The 15,164-nt window shown below is 60.1% G+C and carries 16 protein-coding genes and 1 tRNA gene; 13 read left to right on the top strand and 4 right to left on the bottom strand.

Annotated elements, in window-relative coordinates; translation table 11 throughout:
- The first annotated feature begins 83 nt into the window (after positions 1–83).
- The gene (locus ACGKZZ_RS09040) at positions 84–371 is read left to right on the top strand and encodes an HU family DNA-binding protein (RefSeq protein WP_292294201.1); all 288 of its coding nucleotides are present in this window, start codon (positions 84–86) and stop codon (positions 369–371) included.
- A gap of 288 nt (positions 372–659) precedes the next feature.
- Positions 660–1,379, top strand: coding sequence for a flavodoxin family protein (locus ACGKZZ_RS09035; protein WP_411223219.1), 720 nt, complete (start codon positions 660–662; stop codon positions 1,377–1,379).
- 157 nt (positions 1,380–1,536) lie between these two features.
- On the opposite strand, the gene ACGKZZ_RS09030 is transcribed toward ACGKZZ_RS09035, so the two are convergent.
- Positions 1,537–1,612 (bottom strand) — tRNA-Ala (locus ACGKZZ_RS09030).
- Between the two features lie 66 nt (positions 1,613–1,678).
- Complete coding sequence (locus tag ACGKZZ_RS09025; RefSeq protein WP_411223218.1) at positions 1,679–1,996, bottom strand: TIGR02300 family protein; 318 nt, start codon at positions 1,994–1,996, stop codon at positions 1,679–1,681.
- Positions 1,997–2,101: 105 nt separating this feature from the next.
- Here ACGKZZ_RS09025 and ACGKZZ_RS09020 point away from each other — a divergent pair, with 105 nt between their 5' ends.
- Positions 2,102–2,794, top strand: a complete 693-nt coding sequence (locus ACGKZZ_RS09020; protein WP_411223217.1) for a M48 family metallopeptidase — start codon at positions 2,102–2,104, stop codon at positions 2,792–2,794.
- Positions 2,795–2,824: 30 nt separating this feature from the next.
- Entirely contained in the window at positions 2,825–3,475 is a 651-nt protein-coding gene (locus ACGKZZ_RS09015) for a GntR family transcriptional regulator (RefSeq protein WP_411223216.1), read from the top strand.
- 21 nt (positions 3,476–3,496) lie between these two features.
- Here ACGKZZ_RS09015 and ACGKZZ_RS09010 read toward each other — a convergent pair whose 3' ends face one another.
- Positions 3,497–4,336 (bottom strand): universal stress protein, encoded by an 840-nt coding sequence (locus ACGKZZ_RS09010; RefSeq protein WP_411223215.1) that lies wholly within the window; start codon positions 4,334–4,336, stop codon positions 3,497–3,499.
- A 198-nt stretch (positions 4,337–4,534) separates the two neighbouring features.
- Between ACGKZZ_RS09010 and ccoN the strand changes: the two genes are divergently transcribed.
- The 9 genes from ccoN (at position 4,535) to ccoS (ending at position 13,683) form a co-directional block, all read left to right on the top strand.
- A complete protein-coding gene (gene ccoN, locus ACGKZZ_RS09005) occupies positions 4,535–6,145 on the top strand; it encodes a cytochrome-c oxidase, cbb3-type subunit I (RefSeq protein ID WP_411223214.1) in 1,611 nt (536 codons plus the stop codon).
- Positions 6,146–6,157: 12 nt separating this feature from the next.
- A complete protein-coding gene (gene ccoO, locus ACGKZZ_RS09000) occupies positions 6,158–7,000 on the top strand; it encodes a cytochrome-c oxidase, cbb3-type subunit II (RefSeq protein ID WP_411223213.1) in 843 nt (280 codons plus the stop codon).
- 9 nt (positions 7,001–7,009) lie between these two features.
- A complete protein-coding gene (locus tag ACGKZZ_RS08995; protein WP_411223212.1) occupies positions 7,010–7,216 on the top strand; it encodes a cbb3-type cytochrome c oxidase subunit 3 in 207 nt (68 codons plus the stop codon).
- Complete coding sequence (gene ccoP, locus ACGKZZ_RS08990; protein WP_411223211.1) at positions 7,213–8,085, top strand: cytochrome-c oxidase, cbb3-type subunit III; 873 nt, start codon at positions 7,213–7,215, stop codon at positions 8,083–8,085. The genes ACGKZZ_RS08995 and ccoP overlap by 4 nt, the downstream gene beginning before the upstream one ends.
- A 363-nt stretch (positions 8,086–8,448) precedes the next feature.
- Entirely contained in the window at positions 8,449–9,327 is an 879-nt protein-coding gene (locus ACGKZZ_RS08985) for a LysR family transcriptional regulator (protein ID WP_411223210.1), read from the top strand.
- A 96-nt stretch (positions 9,328–9,423) separates the two neighbouring features.
- Positions 9,424–10,860 (top strand): cytochrome c oxidase accessory protein CcoG, encoded by a 1,437-nt coding sequence (gene ccoG, locus ACGKZZ_RS08980; protein WP_411223209.1) that lies wholly within the window; start codon positions 9,424–9,426, stop codon positions 10,858–10,860.
- The gene (locus ACGKZZ_RS08975) at positions 10,860–11,321 is read left to right on the top strand and encodes a FixH family protein (RefSeq protein ID WP_411223208.1); all 462 of its coding nucleotides are present in this window, start codon (positions 10,860–10,862) and stop codon (positions 11,319–11,321) included. The genes ccoG and ACGKZZ_RS08975 overlap by 1 nt, the downstream gene beginning before the upstream one ends.
- Before the next feature lie 3 nt (positions 11,322–11,324).
- Positions 11,325–13,511, top strand: a complete 2,187-nt coding sequence (locus tag ACGKZZ_RS08970) for a heavy metal translocating P-type ATPase (protein WP_411223207.1) — start codon at positions 11,325–11,327, stop codon at positions 13,509–13,511.
- 13 nt (positions 13,512–13,524) lie between these two features.
- The gene (ccoS, locus tag ACGKZZ_RS08965) at positions 13,525–13,683 is read left to right on the top strand and encodes a cbb3-type cytochrome oxidase assembly protein CcoS (RefSeq protein WP_411223206.1); all 159 of its coding nucleotides are present in this window, start codon (positions 13,525–13,527) and stop codon (positions 13,681–13,683) included.
- Positions 13,684–13,686: 3 nt separating this feature from the next.
- Here ccoS and ACGKZZ_RS08960 read toward each other — a convergent pair whose 3' ends face one another.
- Positions 13,687–15,141 (bottom strand): serine hydrolase, encoded by a 1,455-nt coding sequence (locus ACGKZZ_RS08960; RefSeq protein ID WP_411223419.1) that lies wholly within the window; start codon positions 15,139–15,141, stop codon positions 13,687–13,689.
- Positions 15,142–15,164 lie beyond the last annotated feature (23 nt).

Here is a 15,164-nt window from a genome sequence, read left to right as displayed (position 1 = left end):
CTACCAGCCGTTGTGTTTTGCCGCAATATACGGTTAGTTTTTGCACACGAGGCCCAAGATCGGGCAGTGAAGGAGACCACGAAATGGCGAAACCAATGACCAAGACCCAGCTTGTGGCCGCTCTGGCCGAAGAAATGGGCAGCGACAAGAAAACCGCAAGTGCTGCACTCGACGCGGTCACCGGCATCATCACCAAGGAAGTGTCCGAAGGCGGCGCAGTCACGCTTCCGGGTGTTGGCAAGATCTATTGCCGTGAACGCCCCGAGCGTATGGTGCGCAACCCGGCCACCGGCGAACAGTTCAAGAAAGAGGCGGACAAGGTGGTCAAGATGACCATCGCCAAAGCCCTCAAGGACAGCGTGAACGGCTAAGTCGACACAGACCAATGCAACAGGAGGCCACTCGTTTCGGGTGGCCTTTTTTCTTGCGGGCAGGTGGCGGAGCGAATCGTGGCAGGAGCGGTGCAGCGCTGGAAATGTCTTTGAGGCCACGTGCCTTGGGCCTGCAACATGGCGACTTGCGGCATTTGAGAGGATGTCATGTGTCTCAGGCAATCGCGTCGCGCGTCATACCACCGGACGACAGGCAATTTGCCGATAGTGTGGCTTTTGCAGATCCTGAAACTATTATCAGGTGGATAGAAACGGGGGGTATGACAGATGACGGAATATACTGATCTCAAGGCACTTTTCATCAACACCACGCTGAAGCGCGAACCGCTTGAGAGCCATACACAACTGCTCATGAACGCATCCGCCGCGATCATGGAAGATCAGGGACTATCGGTGGAACATCTGCACATGCTCAGTCACGAGATACCGCCCGGGATATATCCGGACATGACTGAACATGGCTGGAAGAAAGATGATTGGTCCCTGGTTTGGGAAAAGGTGAAAGCCGCCGATATTCTGGTTGTAGGGTCACCTCTCTGGCTGGGTGAGGAATCGTCGGTTTGCCGGATATTGATTGAGCGGCTTTACGGCATGTCAGGCGAGCTGAACGATAGGGGCCAGTCAGTTTATTACGGAAAAACAGCGGGCTGCGTGATTACGGGCAACGAGGATGGGATCAAGCACGCTGCAATGACCATCGGGTACGCAATGAACCATCTTGGGTTTTCTATCCCGCCCCAAGCGGATTGCGGATGGATCGGAGAGGCAGGTCCGGGGCCGTCATACGGCGACAGGCAAGATGACGGTCGCCGTGTTGGTTTCGATAACGAGTTTACCAAGCGAAACACCACCATAATGACATGGAACCTGATCCACCTGGCGAGAATGCTTAAGGACGCAGGCGGATACCCCAATCAGGGAAATGATCGAAACGCATGGGATGCAGGTGCCCGCTTTGGATTTGAGAACCCCGAATATCGCAGTTGACCGCAGGTTCGTGCAAAAGCCGCGAATGGCGGTTCGTCCGTGAAAAACCGGTTGTTCATGCAATCAGAGCGAAAGATGGGTTTTCACGCCGTTCACGAGACAAAGGAACTTCCCCGCACATGCAAGGCGGGCTGTGTGACGCTTTTAAAAAGAGATTTGGTGGAGCCTAGGGGGATCGAACCCCTGACCTCTTGCATGCCATGCAAGCGCTCTCCCAGCTGAGCTAAGGCCCCGTTTGTGCGCGTTCAATTACGCAAAGCCGGGGGCGGGATCAAGCGCGATTCCGCCCCTTCGGCAAATTAATCGTCGTCGTCGGACGCAACATCGGCGATCTCATCGAGAGAGACGTTGTCATCCTCGTCATCTTCCAGAACGTCGTCATCGGCAAGTTCAACGTCGACATCATCGTCTTCAAGAACGTCTGCGTCTTCGGATTCCTTGTCTTTGGCCTTGCTCTGGCGGTCAGCAGCGTCAGCCGCGATCATGCGGTTTTTGCCCGTTTCGACTTCGACCACTTCACCGGTGTAGGGGCTGATGATCGGATCGTTGTTCAGGTCATAAAAGCGTTTGCCTGTGGTCGGGCAAAGGCGTTTGACGCCCCATTCTTCTTTGGGCATGGGTCATCCCCTTCAATTGCGTGGTCATATCGACAATCCGCGCCAACTGCCATAACACCGTGTCAGTGTCAAAGGCTTTGCGGCACGGAACTCATCGAGCGGCATATGGGCGTCAGAACGCTTCCGGGCAACCCCGATATTACACTCAAATTGCGCAAGAACGCGCGCGCGCGGCGGATGACGCTGCGGATCTCGCGGATTGACGGCGCGGTGACGTTGACCGTGCCGCGCGGCGTCTCGGAACGCGATGCGCTGGCATTTGCGCTCGAGAAGCAGGATTGGGTGCGGGGGCATCTTGGCAAACAAGAGACCCGTGTGCTGGTGGGGCCGGGAGTCCGGTTGCAGATCGCCGGCACCGATGTCGATCTGGTTCAGGGCACCGGCAAGCGTCTGGTTGTGACCGCGAACACCGTTGCCTTGCCCGTGCCGGTCGAGACAGGGCGGCGGCATTTGCAGGCGTGGCTGAAAGAACAGGCGCGCGCGGAATTGAGCCGGGCGTCCGACAGATATGCGCATGCCTTGGGGCGCAGTTACACCGGTCTGACGCTTCGGGATACACGTTCGCGCTGGGGGTCATGCTCCTCCACCGGTGCGCTGATGTATTCGTGGCGGCTGATCCTCGCGCCTCGGCCGGTGATGGAGTATGTCGCAGCGCATGAGGTGGCGCATCTGCAGGAGATGAACCATTCGCCAGCGTTCTGGCGTCTGGTCGAGCAGCTTTACGGCCCTTGCAAGGACGCACGCACATGGCTGCGAACCGAGGGGCCGAACCTGCACCGATTCCGGTTTGAGGCTTGACCCGCGCTCTGGCTGTGATCACAATTCGGTATGAGTGTTTCAGTTCGCCCTTCCGAGCCGACGTTATCCGCGCATGATCGCGTCTATCGCGGGTTGCGGAACCGGATAATGTTCGGTCAGATTGCGCCCGGTCAGCCGTTTACGCTGCGCGGGATCGGGCGGGAATTCGACGTCTCGATGACACCCGCGCGGGAGGCGATCCAGCGTCTGGTGGCGGAGGGCGCGTTGTCGATGTCGGCCTCGGGCAGGATATCGACACCGGAATTGTCGAACGACCGGATCGAGGAGTTGGCGGCGCTGCGTGCGCTGATCGAGGTGGAACTGGCAAGCCGCGCCTTGCCGCGCGCGCATCTGGCACTGATCGACCGGTTGCAGACGATCAACGGTCTGATCGGCGATGCCGTCTCCAATCGGGATGCGGTTGGATATCTGCGCACGAATCTCGATTTCCATCGAGCGCTCTATCTTCGGGCGCAGGCACCCGCGATGCTGGCTATGGCCGAGACGGTTTGGCTTCAGCTTGGCCCGACGATGCGGGCGCTTTACGGACGTTTGCGGCGCACGGACGCGCCGCAATACCACCGCCTCATCATTGCGGCGCTGAAGGCCGGGGATGAACCCGGCCTGCGACTGGCGGTGCGCTCGGATGTAACCCAGGGGCTGAGGTTGCTGACCGGGTAAGCGCGCCCGGCCAGTCGCCAGTCAGTGCGCCATGAACACCGGCACTTCCGAAGTTTCCAACATATGCCGTGTCGCGCCGCCGAGGATCGCCTCGCGGAAACGCGAGTGACCATAGGCGCCCATGACGATCATGTCGGCGTTCATGTCGGTCGCGCAGCGGCGCATGACATCCGAGATCCGCGGCATGGTTTTGGACACCACGTCGATTTCGATCTTCGCGCCATGACGCGCCAGATATTGTGACAATTGCCCCCCGGGGTCAGACCGGTTCGGCCCGTGCTGCGGCGGGTCGATCACCACGATATGAACGGTTTTCGCGCCGACGAGTAACGGCAATGCACTGCGCACCGCACGCAGGGCTTCTGCACTTTCGTTCCATCCGATCGCGACGATCTCGGGAATTTTCAGTTGCACATCGTTGGTCGGAAGGACGATGACAGGCGACTGGCCTTCAAACAGCGCCCCTTCGACAACCGGTTCAACCTCGATCCCGCGGTCTTCTCCGTAGGGCCGGGGCACAATCGCAAGATCGGCAAAGCGCGCGTAAGAGGCGACCGTTCTGGCAATGTCGGCGAGCTGGCACACGGCTTCGGTCACGCCCCAGCGCAAGGACGTTGCGCCAAGCAGTTTCCTGGCCGCATCGGTCATCGTGCGGGAGGCCTCCTGCGCCTGGCGCACCGTCTCCTGCAACATCGCCGCGTTCATGCCGGCGTAATAATATCCGGTCTGGGTACGATCCACGCCGATGCACACCACGTCCAGATGGGCGTCCATTGCTTCGGCCATCGTAATCCCTTGCGCGACCGTGTGGTTGAGATGCGTCTTGTCGGTGACGACCACCAAGATTGATTTGAAAGCCATGCGTAATCCCCTTGTAAATCTGTGTTTTCTGTATGCTTTCACTTCTTTTGGACGCGGCGCTTTGATACCCATCAATGAACCGAACAAATTCTATTGATGCAGATCAAAGATAGGTTCGGCCAAGATGCGCATTAAGGGCCCAGTCTAAAAACTGCCCGCGCGGACTCTGAACTTGCGGGAAAGACGAAGGGACGAAAAATGATGAACTATATCAAGCTGATCGTGCTTGGCTTGATCACGCTTCTGGCGATGATCGCTGCGAGTTACGCGCGCGATTTGGCCTATCAGGTTCACGCCATCATCGTGATGGTGGTGTCTGCCGGGCTATTTCTGTGGATTCTGCGACAGACGGACGAACCGATTCCCGCAGCGGTGTTGCAATCCCGCTACATGGACGGTGTGATACGCTATGGCGTTGTCGCGACGGCATTCTGGGGCGTGGTGGGGTTCCTTGTCGGAACCTATATCGCGTTCGAACTGGCCTTTCCGGCGCTCAACTTCGATTGGGCGCAAGGCTACATGAACTTCGGGCGGTTGCGTCCGCTGCACACCTCTGCGGTGATTTTCGCGTTCGGCGGCAACGCCTTGATCGCGACGTCGTTCTACGTTGTTCAGCGCACCAGCGCCGCGCGGCTTTGGGGCGGCAACCTCGCCTGGTTCGTATTCTGGGGCTATAACCTGTTCATCATTCTGGCGGCGACCGGCTATCTGTTCGGGTCGACTCAGTCCAAGGAATACGCCGAGCCGGAGTGGTACACCGATCTGTGGCTCACAATCGTCTGGGTGGCCTATCTTGCGGTGTTCCTGGGAACCATCGTCAAGCGGAAAGAGCCGCATATCTACGTGGCGAACTGGTTCTTTTTGTCCTTCATTATCACCGTTGCGATGCTGCACATCTTCAACAACCTCAGCATTCCGGTGTCGATCTTCGGCTCCAAGTCGGTTCAGGTGTTTTCGGGTGTTCAGGATGCGATGGTGCAGTGGTGGTATGGCCACAACGCCGTGGGCTTCTTCCTGACGGCCGGTTTTCTTGGCATGATGTATTACTTCGTGCCGAAACAGGCCGAACGTCCCGTATTTAGCTACAAGCTGTCGATCATCCACTTCTGGGCGCTGATCTTCCTCTATATCTGGGCCGGTCCGCACCACTTGCACTATACCGCGCTGCCCGACTGGGCCGCGACGCTGGGCATGGTGTTTTCGATTGTCCTGTGGATGCCGTCTTGGGGTGGCATGATCAACGGTCTGATGACGCTCTCGGGGGCCTGGGACAAGCTGCGCACCGATCCGGTGATCCGCATGATGGTGATCTCGCTTGGCTTTTACGGCATGTCGACCTTTGAAGGTCCGATGATGTCGATCCGCGCGGTGAACTCGCTGTCGCACTATACAGACTGGACCATCGGTCACGTCCATTCCGGTGCGCTTGGCTGGAACGGAATGATCACCTTTGGCGCGCTTTACTTCCTGGTGCCGAAGCTCTGGAACCGTCAGCGGCTTTACAGCCTTAGCATGGTCAGCTGGCACTTCTGGCTCGCCACCATCGGCATCATCCTCTACGCCGCCTCGATGTGGGTCACGGGGATCATGGAAGGCCTGATGTGGCGCGAAGTTGACGCCAATGGCTTCCTCGTGAACTCGTTTGCCGACACGGTGAGCGCCAAGTTCCCGATGTACGTCGTGCGTGCGCTGGGCGGTGTAATGTATCTCACCGGTGCGCTGATCATGTGCTACAACCTGTGGATGACTGCGACGCGCAGCCCGGTCAAAGAGACCGCGGCTTCGCAAGCAGCCGTCGCGGCCGAATAGGAGATCGGATCAATGGCCGACAAGAAAACGCCGAACAACGACAAGATCACGGATCCGGACAAGGATCCGCATGTCTCCACGCTCAAGGATTTTCCAGACGAAATTCCGAACGAGTTGCCGCATCAGACGAGCTTTTTCGACAAGCACAAGTTTATCGAAACCAACGCATCGCTGCTGTTCATCTTCAGTCTTCTGGTGGTCAGCATCGGTGGCCTGGTCCAGATCGTTCCGCTGTTCTACCTTGAGAACACGATCGAAGAGGTCGAGGGCATGCGTCCCTATACGCCGCTCGAACTCACGGGTCGGGACATCTATGTGCGCGAAGGGTGCTATGTGTGCCACAGCCAGATGATCCGCCCGATGCGCGACGAGGTCGAACGTTATGGCCACTACAGCCTCGCGGCGGAGTCGATGTATGACCATCCGTTCCAGTGGGGCTCCAAGCGGACAGGGCCGGACCTTGCCCGCGTCGGGGGCCGCTATTCGGATGACTGGCACGTGGATCACCTGCGCAATCCGCAATCGGTGGTGCCGGAATCGGTGATGCCCAAATATGGCTATCTCGAAACCAAGTTGCTTGACGGCAGATATGTCGATGATCTGCTGGCGACCAATGCCTTTGTGGGTGTGCCTTATGACGAGGGCATGATCGAAGCGGCGCAAGCGGATTTCCGGGCGCAGGCCGATCCGGACAGTGACTACGACGGTCTGCTCGAACGCTACGGCGACTCTGTGAATGTGCGGAATTTCGACGGGCAACCGGGCGTCTCCGAAGCGGACGCGCTGATTGCGTATCTGCAGATGCTCGGCACGTTGGTCGACTTCTCGACCTTCACGCCGGTCGCAAACCGCTAGGGAGGGGATATGGAAACCTATTCAGCCCTCCGTGAATTCGCAGACAGTTGGATGCTTCTCATCCTGTTCGTCTTCTTCGTGGCGGTGGTCCTTTGGGTCATCCGTCCGGGAAGCAACAAGGCACATCGCGACACTGCAGACATTCCGTTTCGGCATGAAGACAAGCCAGCCGAAACCAAGGAAAAACCCGCCGAATCCAAAGGGGCGAGGAAATGAGCGACAAAAAAGACGACGATCTCGACTATGAGACAACCGGCCACGAGTGGGACGGTATCAAGGAATACAACAAACCATTGCCGCGCTGGTGGCTTTGGACCTTGTACGCCACCATCATCTGGGCGGTGCTGTATACCATCGCCTATCCCGCCTGGCCCGGCATCAAGCAGGCGACACCCGGTCTTTTGGGGTTCTCCACGCGTGCCGAGGTCGAAAAGGATATCGCGCGGTTCGAGGGTGCCAACTCCGGCATCAACGAACAGCTCGCGTCGGTTGAACTGACCGAGATTTCGGCCGACCCGAACCTGACGCAGTACGCCCAGAACGCCGGTGGCGCCGTGTTCCGCACCTGGTGTGCGCAATGTCACGGCTCGGGTGCGGCAGGGGCCAAGGGCTATCCGAACCTGCTGGACGATGACTGGCTGTGGGGCGGCGATATCGAATCCATCCACGCGACGATCGCGCACGGCATTCGCAACGAGGATGATCCCGACGCGCGCTATTCGGAAATGCCTGCCTTTGGCGACCTGCTGGAACCCGAAGAGATCGCCCAGGTGGTCAACTACGTGATGTCGCTTTCGGGCGAGGCGCAGGATGCTTCGATAGTCGATGCCGGTGAAACGGTGTTCATGGACAATTGCGCCGCGTGCCACATGGAAGACGGCACCGGCGATCGCTTTCAGGGTGCGCCCAATCTTACGGATGCGATCTGGCTCTATGGCGGTGATTACGACACGCTTGTAGAGACTGTGGAGTATTCGCGCTTCGGCGTCATGCCGCCTTGGGCAGACCGCCTGAACGAAGCACAAATCCGTGCCGTGGCCACTTACGTACACGGACTGGGCGGCGGAGAGGCGACGCCCGAGTGAGGCATGATTTCGGTCGATGTCAGACCGATTGACCAAAGATCAAGCGCCGGTGGGTCCTTCCTGAACGGAGACGCCGGCGCTTTTTGATTTGATGTCACGATCAGCGCGGCAAGCGGCCGTGGCTCTGGGTGTCACTTCCAGTCTTCCCATCGCTTCGGAGCGCTGATTGGGAGATCCTGCGCGCGCGGGACGGGCAAATCATGCTTGACGGTTGGGTTGGACACGCCACTGGCGCGGAAAAATGTTTTTGCAAGTACACTGAACATCAGAACCTCCTGGGTGACGCGGGATGTGTCTGTATGTTTGCGTTTTCCGCTCATTCATGCCAGTCAGGGAAATATCTAACAGGTAAGGCAGGCTTACATGATAGACTGGAAGGCACTGCCGCCCTTGGCCTCGCTCAGAGCATTTTGTGCGTATGTCCAGACCGGATCGGTGGTGGATGCCGGTGCGGCGCTCAACGTCAGCCATGCGGCGATATCTCAACAACTGCGCGGCCTTGAGGGCCATCTCGGCATTTCGCTCTTTGACCGAAGCAGCCGCGCCTTGGCATTGACGGCCGAGGGTCGCGACGTCGCGCGCGCGCTGGAAGGCGGCTTTTCACAGATCGCCAGCGGGATCGAAGCGCTAACCGAGGCGAGTTCGCTACGTGCGTTGAACGTGGCCTGCACCCCGACCTTCGCCAGCACATGGCTCATGCCCCGCCTCGCCGGATTTCAGGCGCAACACCCGGGTATCGACATGGTGGTGACCCCAAGCCCGGCGCTGACAGACCCGGCGCCCGGCGGTATCGATGTCGCGCTGCGACACGGCACAGGCGGCTGGGACGGCTTTGACGTTGAGCCTTTGGTGGCGGCCCCGTTGGTCGTGGTTGGCGCACCCTCGCTGTTCAAGGGCAAGGTGCCGCGACAGCCCGAAGACCTGCTCGACTATCCGTGGCTGGAAGAACTGGGGACACATGAATCGTCCGCCTGGCTGGCGTTTCTCGGCATGGACCGGAAGCGCGTCTCGGCAAGGACACAGGTGCCGGGGCATCTGATGATCGACGGTGCCCGCAATGGCCAAGGCATCGCCGTCACGACGCGAATCGCGGTCAGCGAAGACCTCGCGGCTGGCCGGCTGATCGCCGTTTTCGAGGAACGGCGCGATGCAGGTTATCATATCGTCACCCGCAAGGGCGCGCATCGCCCGCCGCTCAAGGCATTTTTACTGTGGTTGCGGCGGGAGGCCGCTAAAACGTGAATTAAAGATGCAGTATTTGATGCAGGTCAAAGTCTTGCGCCAGCGGTCCTGAAACAAGACGATCACACCAATCCGCAATTGGGAGCACCTTCGTTCGTGTCTCAGACAGAAAACCAAACACCACCAAGCCTTTACGCCGCGCGGGAACCCGTTTTTCCCAAGCGCGTTTCAGGCAATTTCCGCACTCTCAAGTGGATCATCATGATCCTCACCCTGGGCATCTACTACGTGACGCCCTGGATACGGTGGGACCGTGGCCCGCAACTGCCCGATCAAGCGGTATTGGTGGATCTGGCAAACCGCCGGTTCTTTTTCTTCTGGATCGAGATCTGGCCGCACGAGTTCTATTTCGTCGCCGGTCTTTTGATCATGGCCGGTCTTGGCCTGTTTCTGTTTACCTCGGCACTTGGCCGTGTGTGGTGTGGCTATACTTGCCCGCAAACTGTCTGGACCGACTTGTTCATTCTTGTCGAACGTTGGGTTGAAGGAGACCGCAACGCGCAACTGCGTCTGCATCGGCAGAACAAGATGGATTTCCGCAAGTTCCGCCTGCGCATGACCAAGTGGACCGGATGGTTCCTGATCAGCCTGGCGACTGGCGGTGCCTGGGTCTTCTACTTCACCGATGCACCCACGCTTCTTGTCGATCTGGTCACGGGCCAAGCGCATCCGATTGCCTATACCACCATGCTGTTGCTGACCGCGACCACCTTCTTTTTCGGCGGCATCGCGCGCGAACAAATCTGTATCTACGCCTGCCCGTGGCCGCGCATTCAGGCGGCGATGATGGACGAGGACACGTTGACCGTTGCCTATCGCGAATGGCGTGGAGAGCCGCGCGGCAAGCACCGCAAATCGGACGGGGCGGACCAGTTGGGCGATTGCATCGACTGCATGGCCTGCGTCAATGTCTGCCCGATGGGGATCGACATCCGCGACGGTCAGCAGATGGAGTGCATCACCTGCGCGCTGTGCATCGACGCCTGCGACGACATCATGGAAAAGATCGGCAAGCCGCGGGGGTTGATCGACTATCTTGCGCTGTCGGACGAGCCGCGCGAGCGCGCTGGCGAAGAGCCGCGTTCGCCCTGGTATCACATCTTCCGCCTCCGCACGATGATGTATACGGGTCTGTGGGCGTTCGTCGGCATCGGGCTTGTGTTTGCTCTGTTCGTGCGGCCGGATATCGAAATGTCGGTCGCTCCGGTGCGCAATCCGACCTTCGTGACCATGTCAGACGGGTCGATCCGAAATACCTACGATGTGCGGTTGTTGAACAAGCATGGCGAAGACAGGCCGTTCCGTATGTCGATCGCCGGTCATCCATCGCTGCGGGTGCAACTTGAAGGTACGCCCTACGAGACAGTAAACGTGCCGGCCAACCAAACCTTCCTGCAACGTGTCTACGTTGTTGCACCACCCCGGTCCGAGCCAGCCCTTGGCGAGCGGACGGAAATCAGGTTCTGGGTCGAAGACCTGACCAACGGACACCGCGCGCATAACGACAGTATCTTTACTGGGAAGGGGAACTGATGGCGTCTGAACGTAAACTGACCGGGTGGCACGCATTGGCCATCTTCGGGGGGGCATTCGCCGTCATCATCTCGGTCAACCTCGTGCTTGCGTATTCGGCAGTCCGGACGTTTCCGGGCCTCGAGGTGAAGAACTCTTATGTCGCATCGCAGGATTTCGATGTCCGTCGCGGCAAGCAGGAATCCCTTGGCTGGACGGTCACGGCCGACGCCAAGGGAGGGTTGTTGATCCTCCAGATCAAGGACTCCAACGGCCGTCCCGTTCAGGCCGGAACGCTTAATGCGGTTCTGGGGCGCGCGACGCATGTTCAGGATGATCGCGCGCCGGAATTTGCGTTTGACGGCAAGGCCTATGTTGCCCGCGAGACCCTGCGGCCGGGAAACTGGAATATTCGTATGAAAGCTACCGCGCTTGATGGAACGCCCTTCGAACAGCGCATTGTGTTGCACGTCGAAAGCTGAGCCATGACCGTAGCGATGCGACCCTCCCCCTCGGCATGCCCCGCCTGTTCTGCGGCGCCTGCAGCCGAGGCTCTGGCCCAGGCGGCCGCCCCGCAGGACGTCAACATCGTCCTGTCGTTGCCCTCGATCCACTGCGCGACCTGCATATCCGGGGTGGAGCGCACCCTGACCGCAACACCCGGCGTCAAAGGCGCACGGGTGAACCTGACGCTCAAGCGCGCCCAGATTGACGCCGCGCCGGATGTGACGGCTGACGATATGGTCAGGATCTTGCAAGGCGCCGGGTTCGAGGCGCACGAGCTTGACGCAACGGCGTTGCGCGCCACGCAAACCGACAAGGCGGGGCGCGATCTATTGATGCGCCTGGCTGTCGCCGGTTTCGCCGCGATGAACGTGATGCTTCTGTCGGTTGCGGTCTGGTCGGGTGCCGATGGGCCAACGCGCGATATGTTCCACTGGATATCGGCGGCGATTGCCCTGCCGACGGTGGCGTTTTCCGCGCAGCCTTTCTTTAAACACGCTTGGACTGCTCTCAGGGCAGGGCGGCTCAACATGGACGTGCCGATCTCGCTGGCGATTGCGCTGGCGGTGGTGACATCGGTTTGGGAGACGTCGCTCTCGGGCGAACACGCCTATTTCGATGCCGCGCTGACGCTCACGTTTTTTCTTTTGGCCGGGCGTTACCTCGATCATCGCACCCGTGCCGCGGCACGTTCTGCCGCAGAGGAGCTTGCCGCGCTCGAAGTGCCGCGCGTGGCGCGTATCACCCAAGATGGCGAGGAGCAGGTCGCGCTGTCTGCCCTTGTTGTCGGAGATCTCATCCGCGTGCGTCCGGGTGGGCGGATGCCGGTCGATGGTGAAATCACCGACGGACACTCCGAACTGGACCGGTCATTGCTGACGGGCGAAACGCGCCCCGTGTATGCAGGCCCCGGCCAGATCGTCAGCGCGGGCGAGGTGAACCTGACCGGGCCACTGACGATCCGGGCCAGCGCCGTTGGGCGCGATACGTCGCTGCACCGCATGGCCGATCTCGTCGCCATCGCTGAATCCGGTCGCTCGCGCTATACTTCGCTCGCCGACAAGGCGGCCAAGCTCTATGCTCCGGGTGTCCACATTCTGTCCGCTTTGGCCTTTGTCGGTTGGTACCTTTACACCTTCGATCTGCGCACTGCGCTCAACATCGCGGCGGCGGTGTTGATTATCACATGCCCGTGTGCGCTGGGACTTGCTGTGCCTGCGGTCACGACCGCGGCGTCCGGCCGCCTGTTTCGCAAAGGGCTGCTGGTCAAGGATGCCACCGCGCTGGAACGTCTGGCGCAGGTGGACACGGTCGTGTTCGACAAGACCGGCACGCTGACTGCCGGTACGCCGGAGGTCACCAACCTTGGCGATCATTCCCGCCGCGACCTTGGAATTGCGTTCGCCTTGGCGGAAGGGTCCTCGCACCCTTTGTCACAATCCCTGGTCAAAGCCATTGGAGCATTGGACGTCAAGCCGGAGCAGGTCACGAATATCACCGAAGTGCCCGGTCACGGTGCCCAAGGCGAGTGGCAGGGAAAAACGGTCCAGCTGGGGCGTGCCAGTTGGGTGGGCGGCGGCGAGAGCCATGAAACCTGCGCCTGGTTGCGCGTAGGGGAGGGCGAGGCCGCGCCGTTCCGGTTTGCCGATCAAATCCGCGATGGCGCCGAGGCGTTGGTGAGCAAGCTGCAATCGGACGGGTACGAGGTCTTGTTGATGTCGGGCGACACCACGCCAGCGGTCGAGGCATTTGCCGATCGTCTCGGTATTCGGAAATGGATCGCCGAGGCGCTGCCCGAGGACAAGGCGGCACGGGTGAACGACCTGACGACAGGCGGCGCGCATGTGTTGATGGTGGGAGACGGCTTGAACGACACGGCGGCGCTTGCAGGCGCGCATGTGTCGATTTCACCGGCCTCGGCGCTCGATGCGGCGCGGGTGGCTTCTGATGTGGTGCTCTTGGGCAATTCGCTGGAGCCGATCGCCGACGCCCTTGGGACCGCGAAAACCGCAATCCGCCGCATTCGTCAGAACTTTACCATTGCGACGTGGTACAACATCATCGCCGTCCCGCTTGCCGTGGCTGGTCTGTGCTCTCCGCTGATCGCGGCCTTGGCCATGTCGAGCTCTTCAATTACAGTGTCGCTGAACGCGCTGCGTCTGAAATGAAGCGGAGTATGCGATGAACATTCTGGCCTATCTCATTCCCATATCACTGATCCTTGGCGGAATCGGGCTGGTGGCCTTCATCTTCACTGTCAGAACGCGCCAGTACGAAGACCCAAAGGGCGCGGCCGAGCGTATCCTGTCAGACGAGTACGATGATCACCCCAAGCCGTGAGGCCTAGCTGGGGCCGATCATGAAGCAGGTGACCTGGCGCGCTTGCAGGCGGCGGCAGGCAAGGTCAGCACTTTCGCGGGTGAGGCCCATGAAGTTGGCATCGAACCCGCTCGCGCCATTCACCACTTTGCGCAACGAACCATCGAGTGTCGACATTTCCGCCAGCGCCGTTTTCAGCAGTGCCTTTTCGGCGGCATAGCGGCTTGAATAACGCCCGACATTGATCCCCCAATGCCGACCGCCGGAGGTCGAGATGCGCGTCACGACTTCAGCCTCGCGCGTCAGGACCGGCTGTGCGGGTGCCGCTTGACGGGCAGAGGCCAGAACGATGGTCTTGGGTCGAACGACCGGCTTCACGGATGCTTTGGGAGCGGACTTGGCAATCTGAGCCTTCGCGATCACCGGTGCGGGTGTTGCTACGGTCAGTGCGGCCTTTGCGACCGTTGCGGCCACCTCTTGCACGTCTTCGGTCTGGACCTCGGCCAACACCGACGAGATGTCGTTTTGGAGTTCCGCGACCAGTGTGTCAGGTAAAACAGGCTCTGGAGTCGGCCGCGCCGCGGGTCTCAGGCTCGACTTGACGGCGGCCGCGACAACCCGAATGGATTTGGCGCGCGTCGTGGTGGACCGGATCGCGCCGCTCGCGATGACGACGTCGGGTTCGTCTGCCGCTACCCGGCCCATGTAGGGCGGCTTGCGCGGAGTGCGAAGCGCCATGCGCGTTGGTGCGTTCTGAAAACCGAGATCCATCAGTTTCGCCACCTGGGCATTGCGCGCGGCGGTGGAACTGCCGCCGAACACCGTCACGATGATCCGCTCGCTGCCGCGTTCAGCCGACGCCACAAGGTTGAACCCGGCGGCGCGGGTGTAGCCGGTCTTGATGCCATCCGCACCGTTATACGCATCGAGGAAGCGGCGATTGGTGTTGGAGACCTTGCGGATACCGGCATCTGTGCTGCGGCGCGAGAACAGGTTGTAATACTGGGGGTAGTCATAGAGCACATGCCGCCCGAGGATCGTCATGTCGCGCGCTGTGGACATGTGGCCACTTTCCGTAAGCCCATGCGCGTTCTTGAACGTCGTGCGGCTCATGCCAAGCGCTTTGGCGGTGCGGTTCATGCGCCGCGCAAAGGCGGCCTCGGACCCGGAAATCGCCTCGCCCAAAGCTGTTGCCGCGTCGTTTCCCGATTTCACTGCGGCGGCGCGCACCAGATAGCGCAACTTGATCTTCGATCCCGCGCGCAAACCCAGTTTCGACGGCGGCTCGGAGGCCGCCTTTCGAGAAATCGTGACGTCCGAGTCCATGCTGATCTCGCCGTTATGTACGGCTTCGAACACGACATACAGCGTCATCATCTTGGTCAGAGAGGCAGGGTGCAAGCGCGTGTCCGCGTTGCGAGAGTGAATCACTTCGCCATTGCGCGCGTCCATCACCATGGCGGCATAGGGTGCCGCCATCGCGCTCAATGGCAGCAAAATGG

Origin of the sequence: Marivita sp. S2033, assembly GCF_046592965.1 — a bacterium.
Taxonomy (GTDB): domain Bacteria; phylum Pseudomonadota; class Alphaproteobacteria; order Rhodobacterales; family Rhodobacteraceae; genus Marivita.
The sequence above is the reverse complement of the archived record's forward strand: the minus strand, read 5'-3'. Positions and strand labels throughout refer to the sequence as shown.

What these genes read in the sequence shown, in the direction of transcription:
- ACGKZZ_RS08975 (WP_411223208.1), top strand. Translation starts at nt 10,860, where the DNA reads ATGGCGTCTGAACGTAAACTGACCGGGTGGCACGCATTGGCCATCTTC.
- ccoP (WP_411223211.1), top strand. Translation starts at nt 7,213, where the DNA reads ATGAGCGACAAAAAAGACGACGATCTCGACTATGAGACAACCGGCCAC.
- ACGKZZ_RS08985 (WP_411223210.1), top strand. Translation starts at nt 8,449, where the DNA reads ATGATAGACTGGAAGGCACTGCCGCCCTTGGCCTCGCTCAGAGCATTT.
- ACGKZZ_RS08995 (WP_411223212.1), top strand. Translation starts at nt 7,010, where the DNA reads ATGGAAACCTATTCAGCCCTCCGTGAATTCGCAGACAGTTGGATGCTT.
- ACGKZZ_RS09025 (WP_411223218.1), bottom strand. Translation starts at nt 1,996, where the DNA reads ATGCCCAAAGAAGAATGGGGCGTCAAACGCCTTTGCCCGACCACAGGC.
- ACGKZZ_RS09020 (WP_411223217.1), top strand. Translation starts at nt 2,102, where the DNA reads ATGGGCGTCAGAACGCTTCCGGGCAACCCCGATATTACACTCAAATTG.
- ACGKZZ_RS08970 (WP_411223207.1), top strand. Translation starts at nt 11,325, where the DNA reads ATGACCGTAGCGATGCGACCCTCCCCCTCGGCATGCCCCGCCTGTTCT.
- ACGKZZ_RS09010 (WP_411223215.1), bottom strand. Translation starts at nt 4,336, where the DNA reads ATGGCTTTCAAATCAATCTTGGTGGTCGTCACCGACAAGACGCATCTC.
- ccoN (WP_411223214.1), top strand. Translation starts at nt 4,535, where the DNA reads ATGATGAACTATATCAAGCTGATCGTGCTTGGCTTGATCACGCTTCTG.
- ccoS (WP_411223206.1), top strand. Translation starts at nt 13,525, where the DNA reads ATGAACATTCTGGCCTATCTCATTCCCATATCACTGATCCTTGGCGGA.
- ccoO (WP_411223213.1), top strand. Translation starts at nt 6,158, where the DNA reads ATGGCCGACAAGAAAACGCCGAACAACGACAAGATCACGGATCCGGAC.
- ACGKZZ_RS08960 (WP_411223419.1), bottom strand. Translation starts at nt 15,141, where the DNA reads ATGGCGGCACCCTATGCCGCCATGGTGATGGACGCGCGCAATGGCGAA.
- ACGKZZ_RS09040 (WP_292294201.1), top strand. Translation starts at nt 84, where the DNA reads ATGGCGAAACCAATGACCAAGACCCAGCTTGTGGCCGCTCTGGCCGAA.
- ACGKZZ_RS09015 (WP_411223216.1), top strand. Translation starts at nt 2,825, where the DNA reads ATGAGTGTTTCAGTTCGCCCTTCCGAGCCGACGTTATCCGCGCATGAT.
- ACGKZZ_RS09035 (WP_411223219.1), top strand. Translation starts at nt 660, where the DNA reads ATGACGGAATATACTGATCTCAAGGCACTTTTCATCAACACCACGCTG.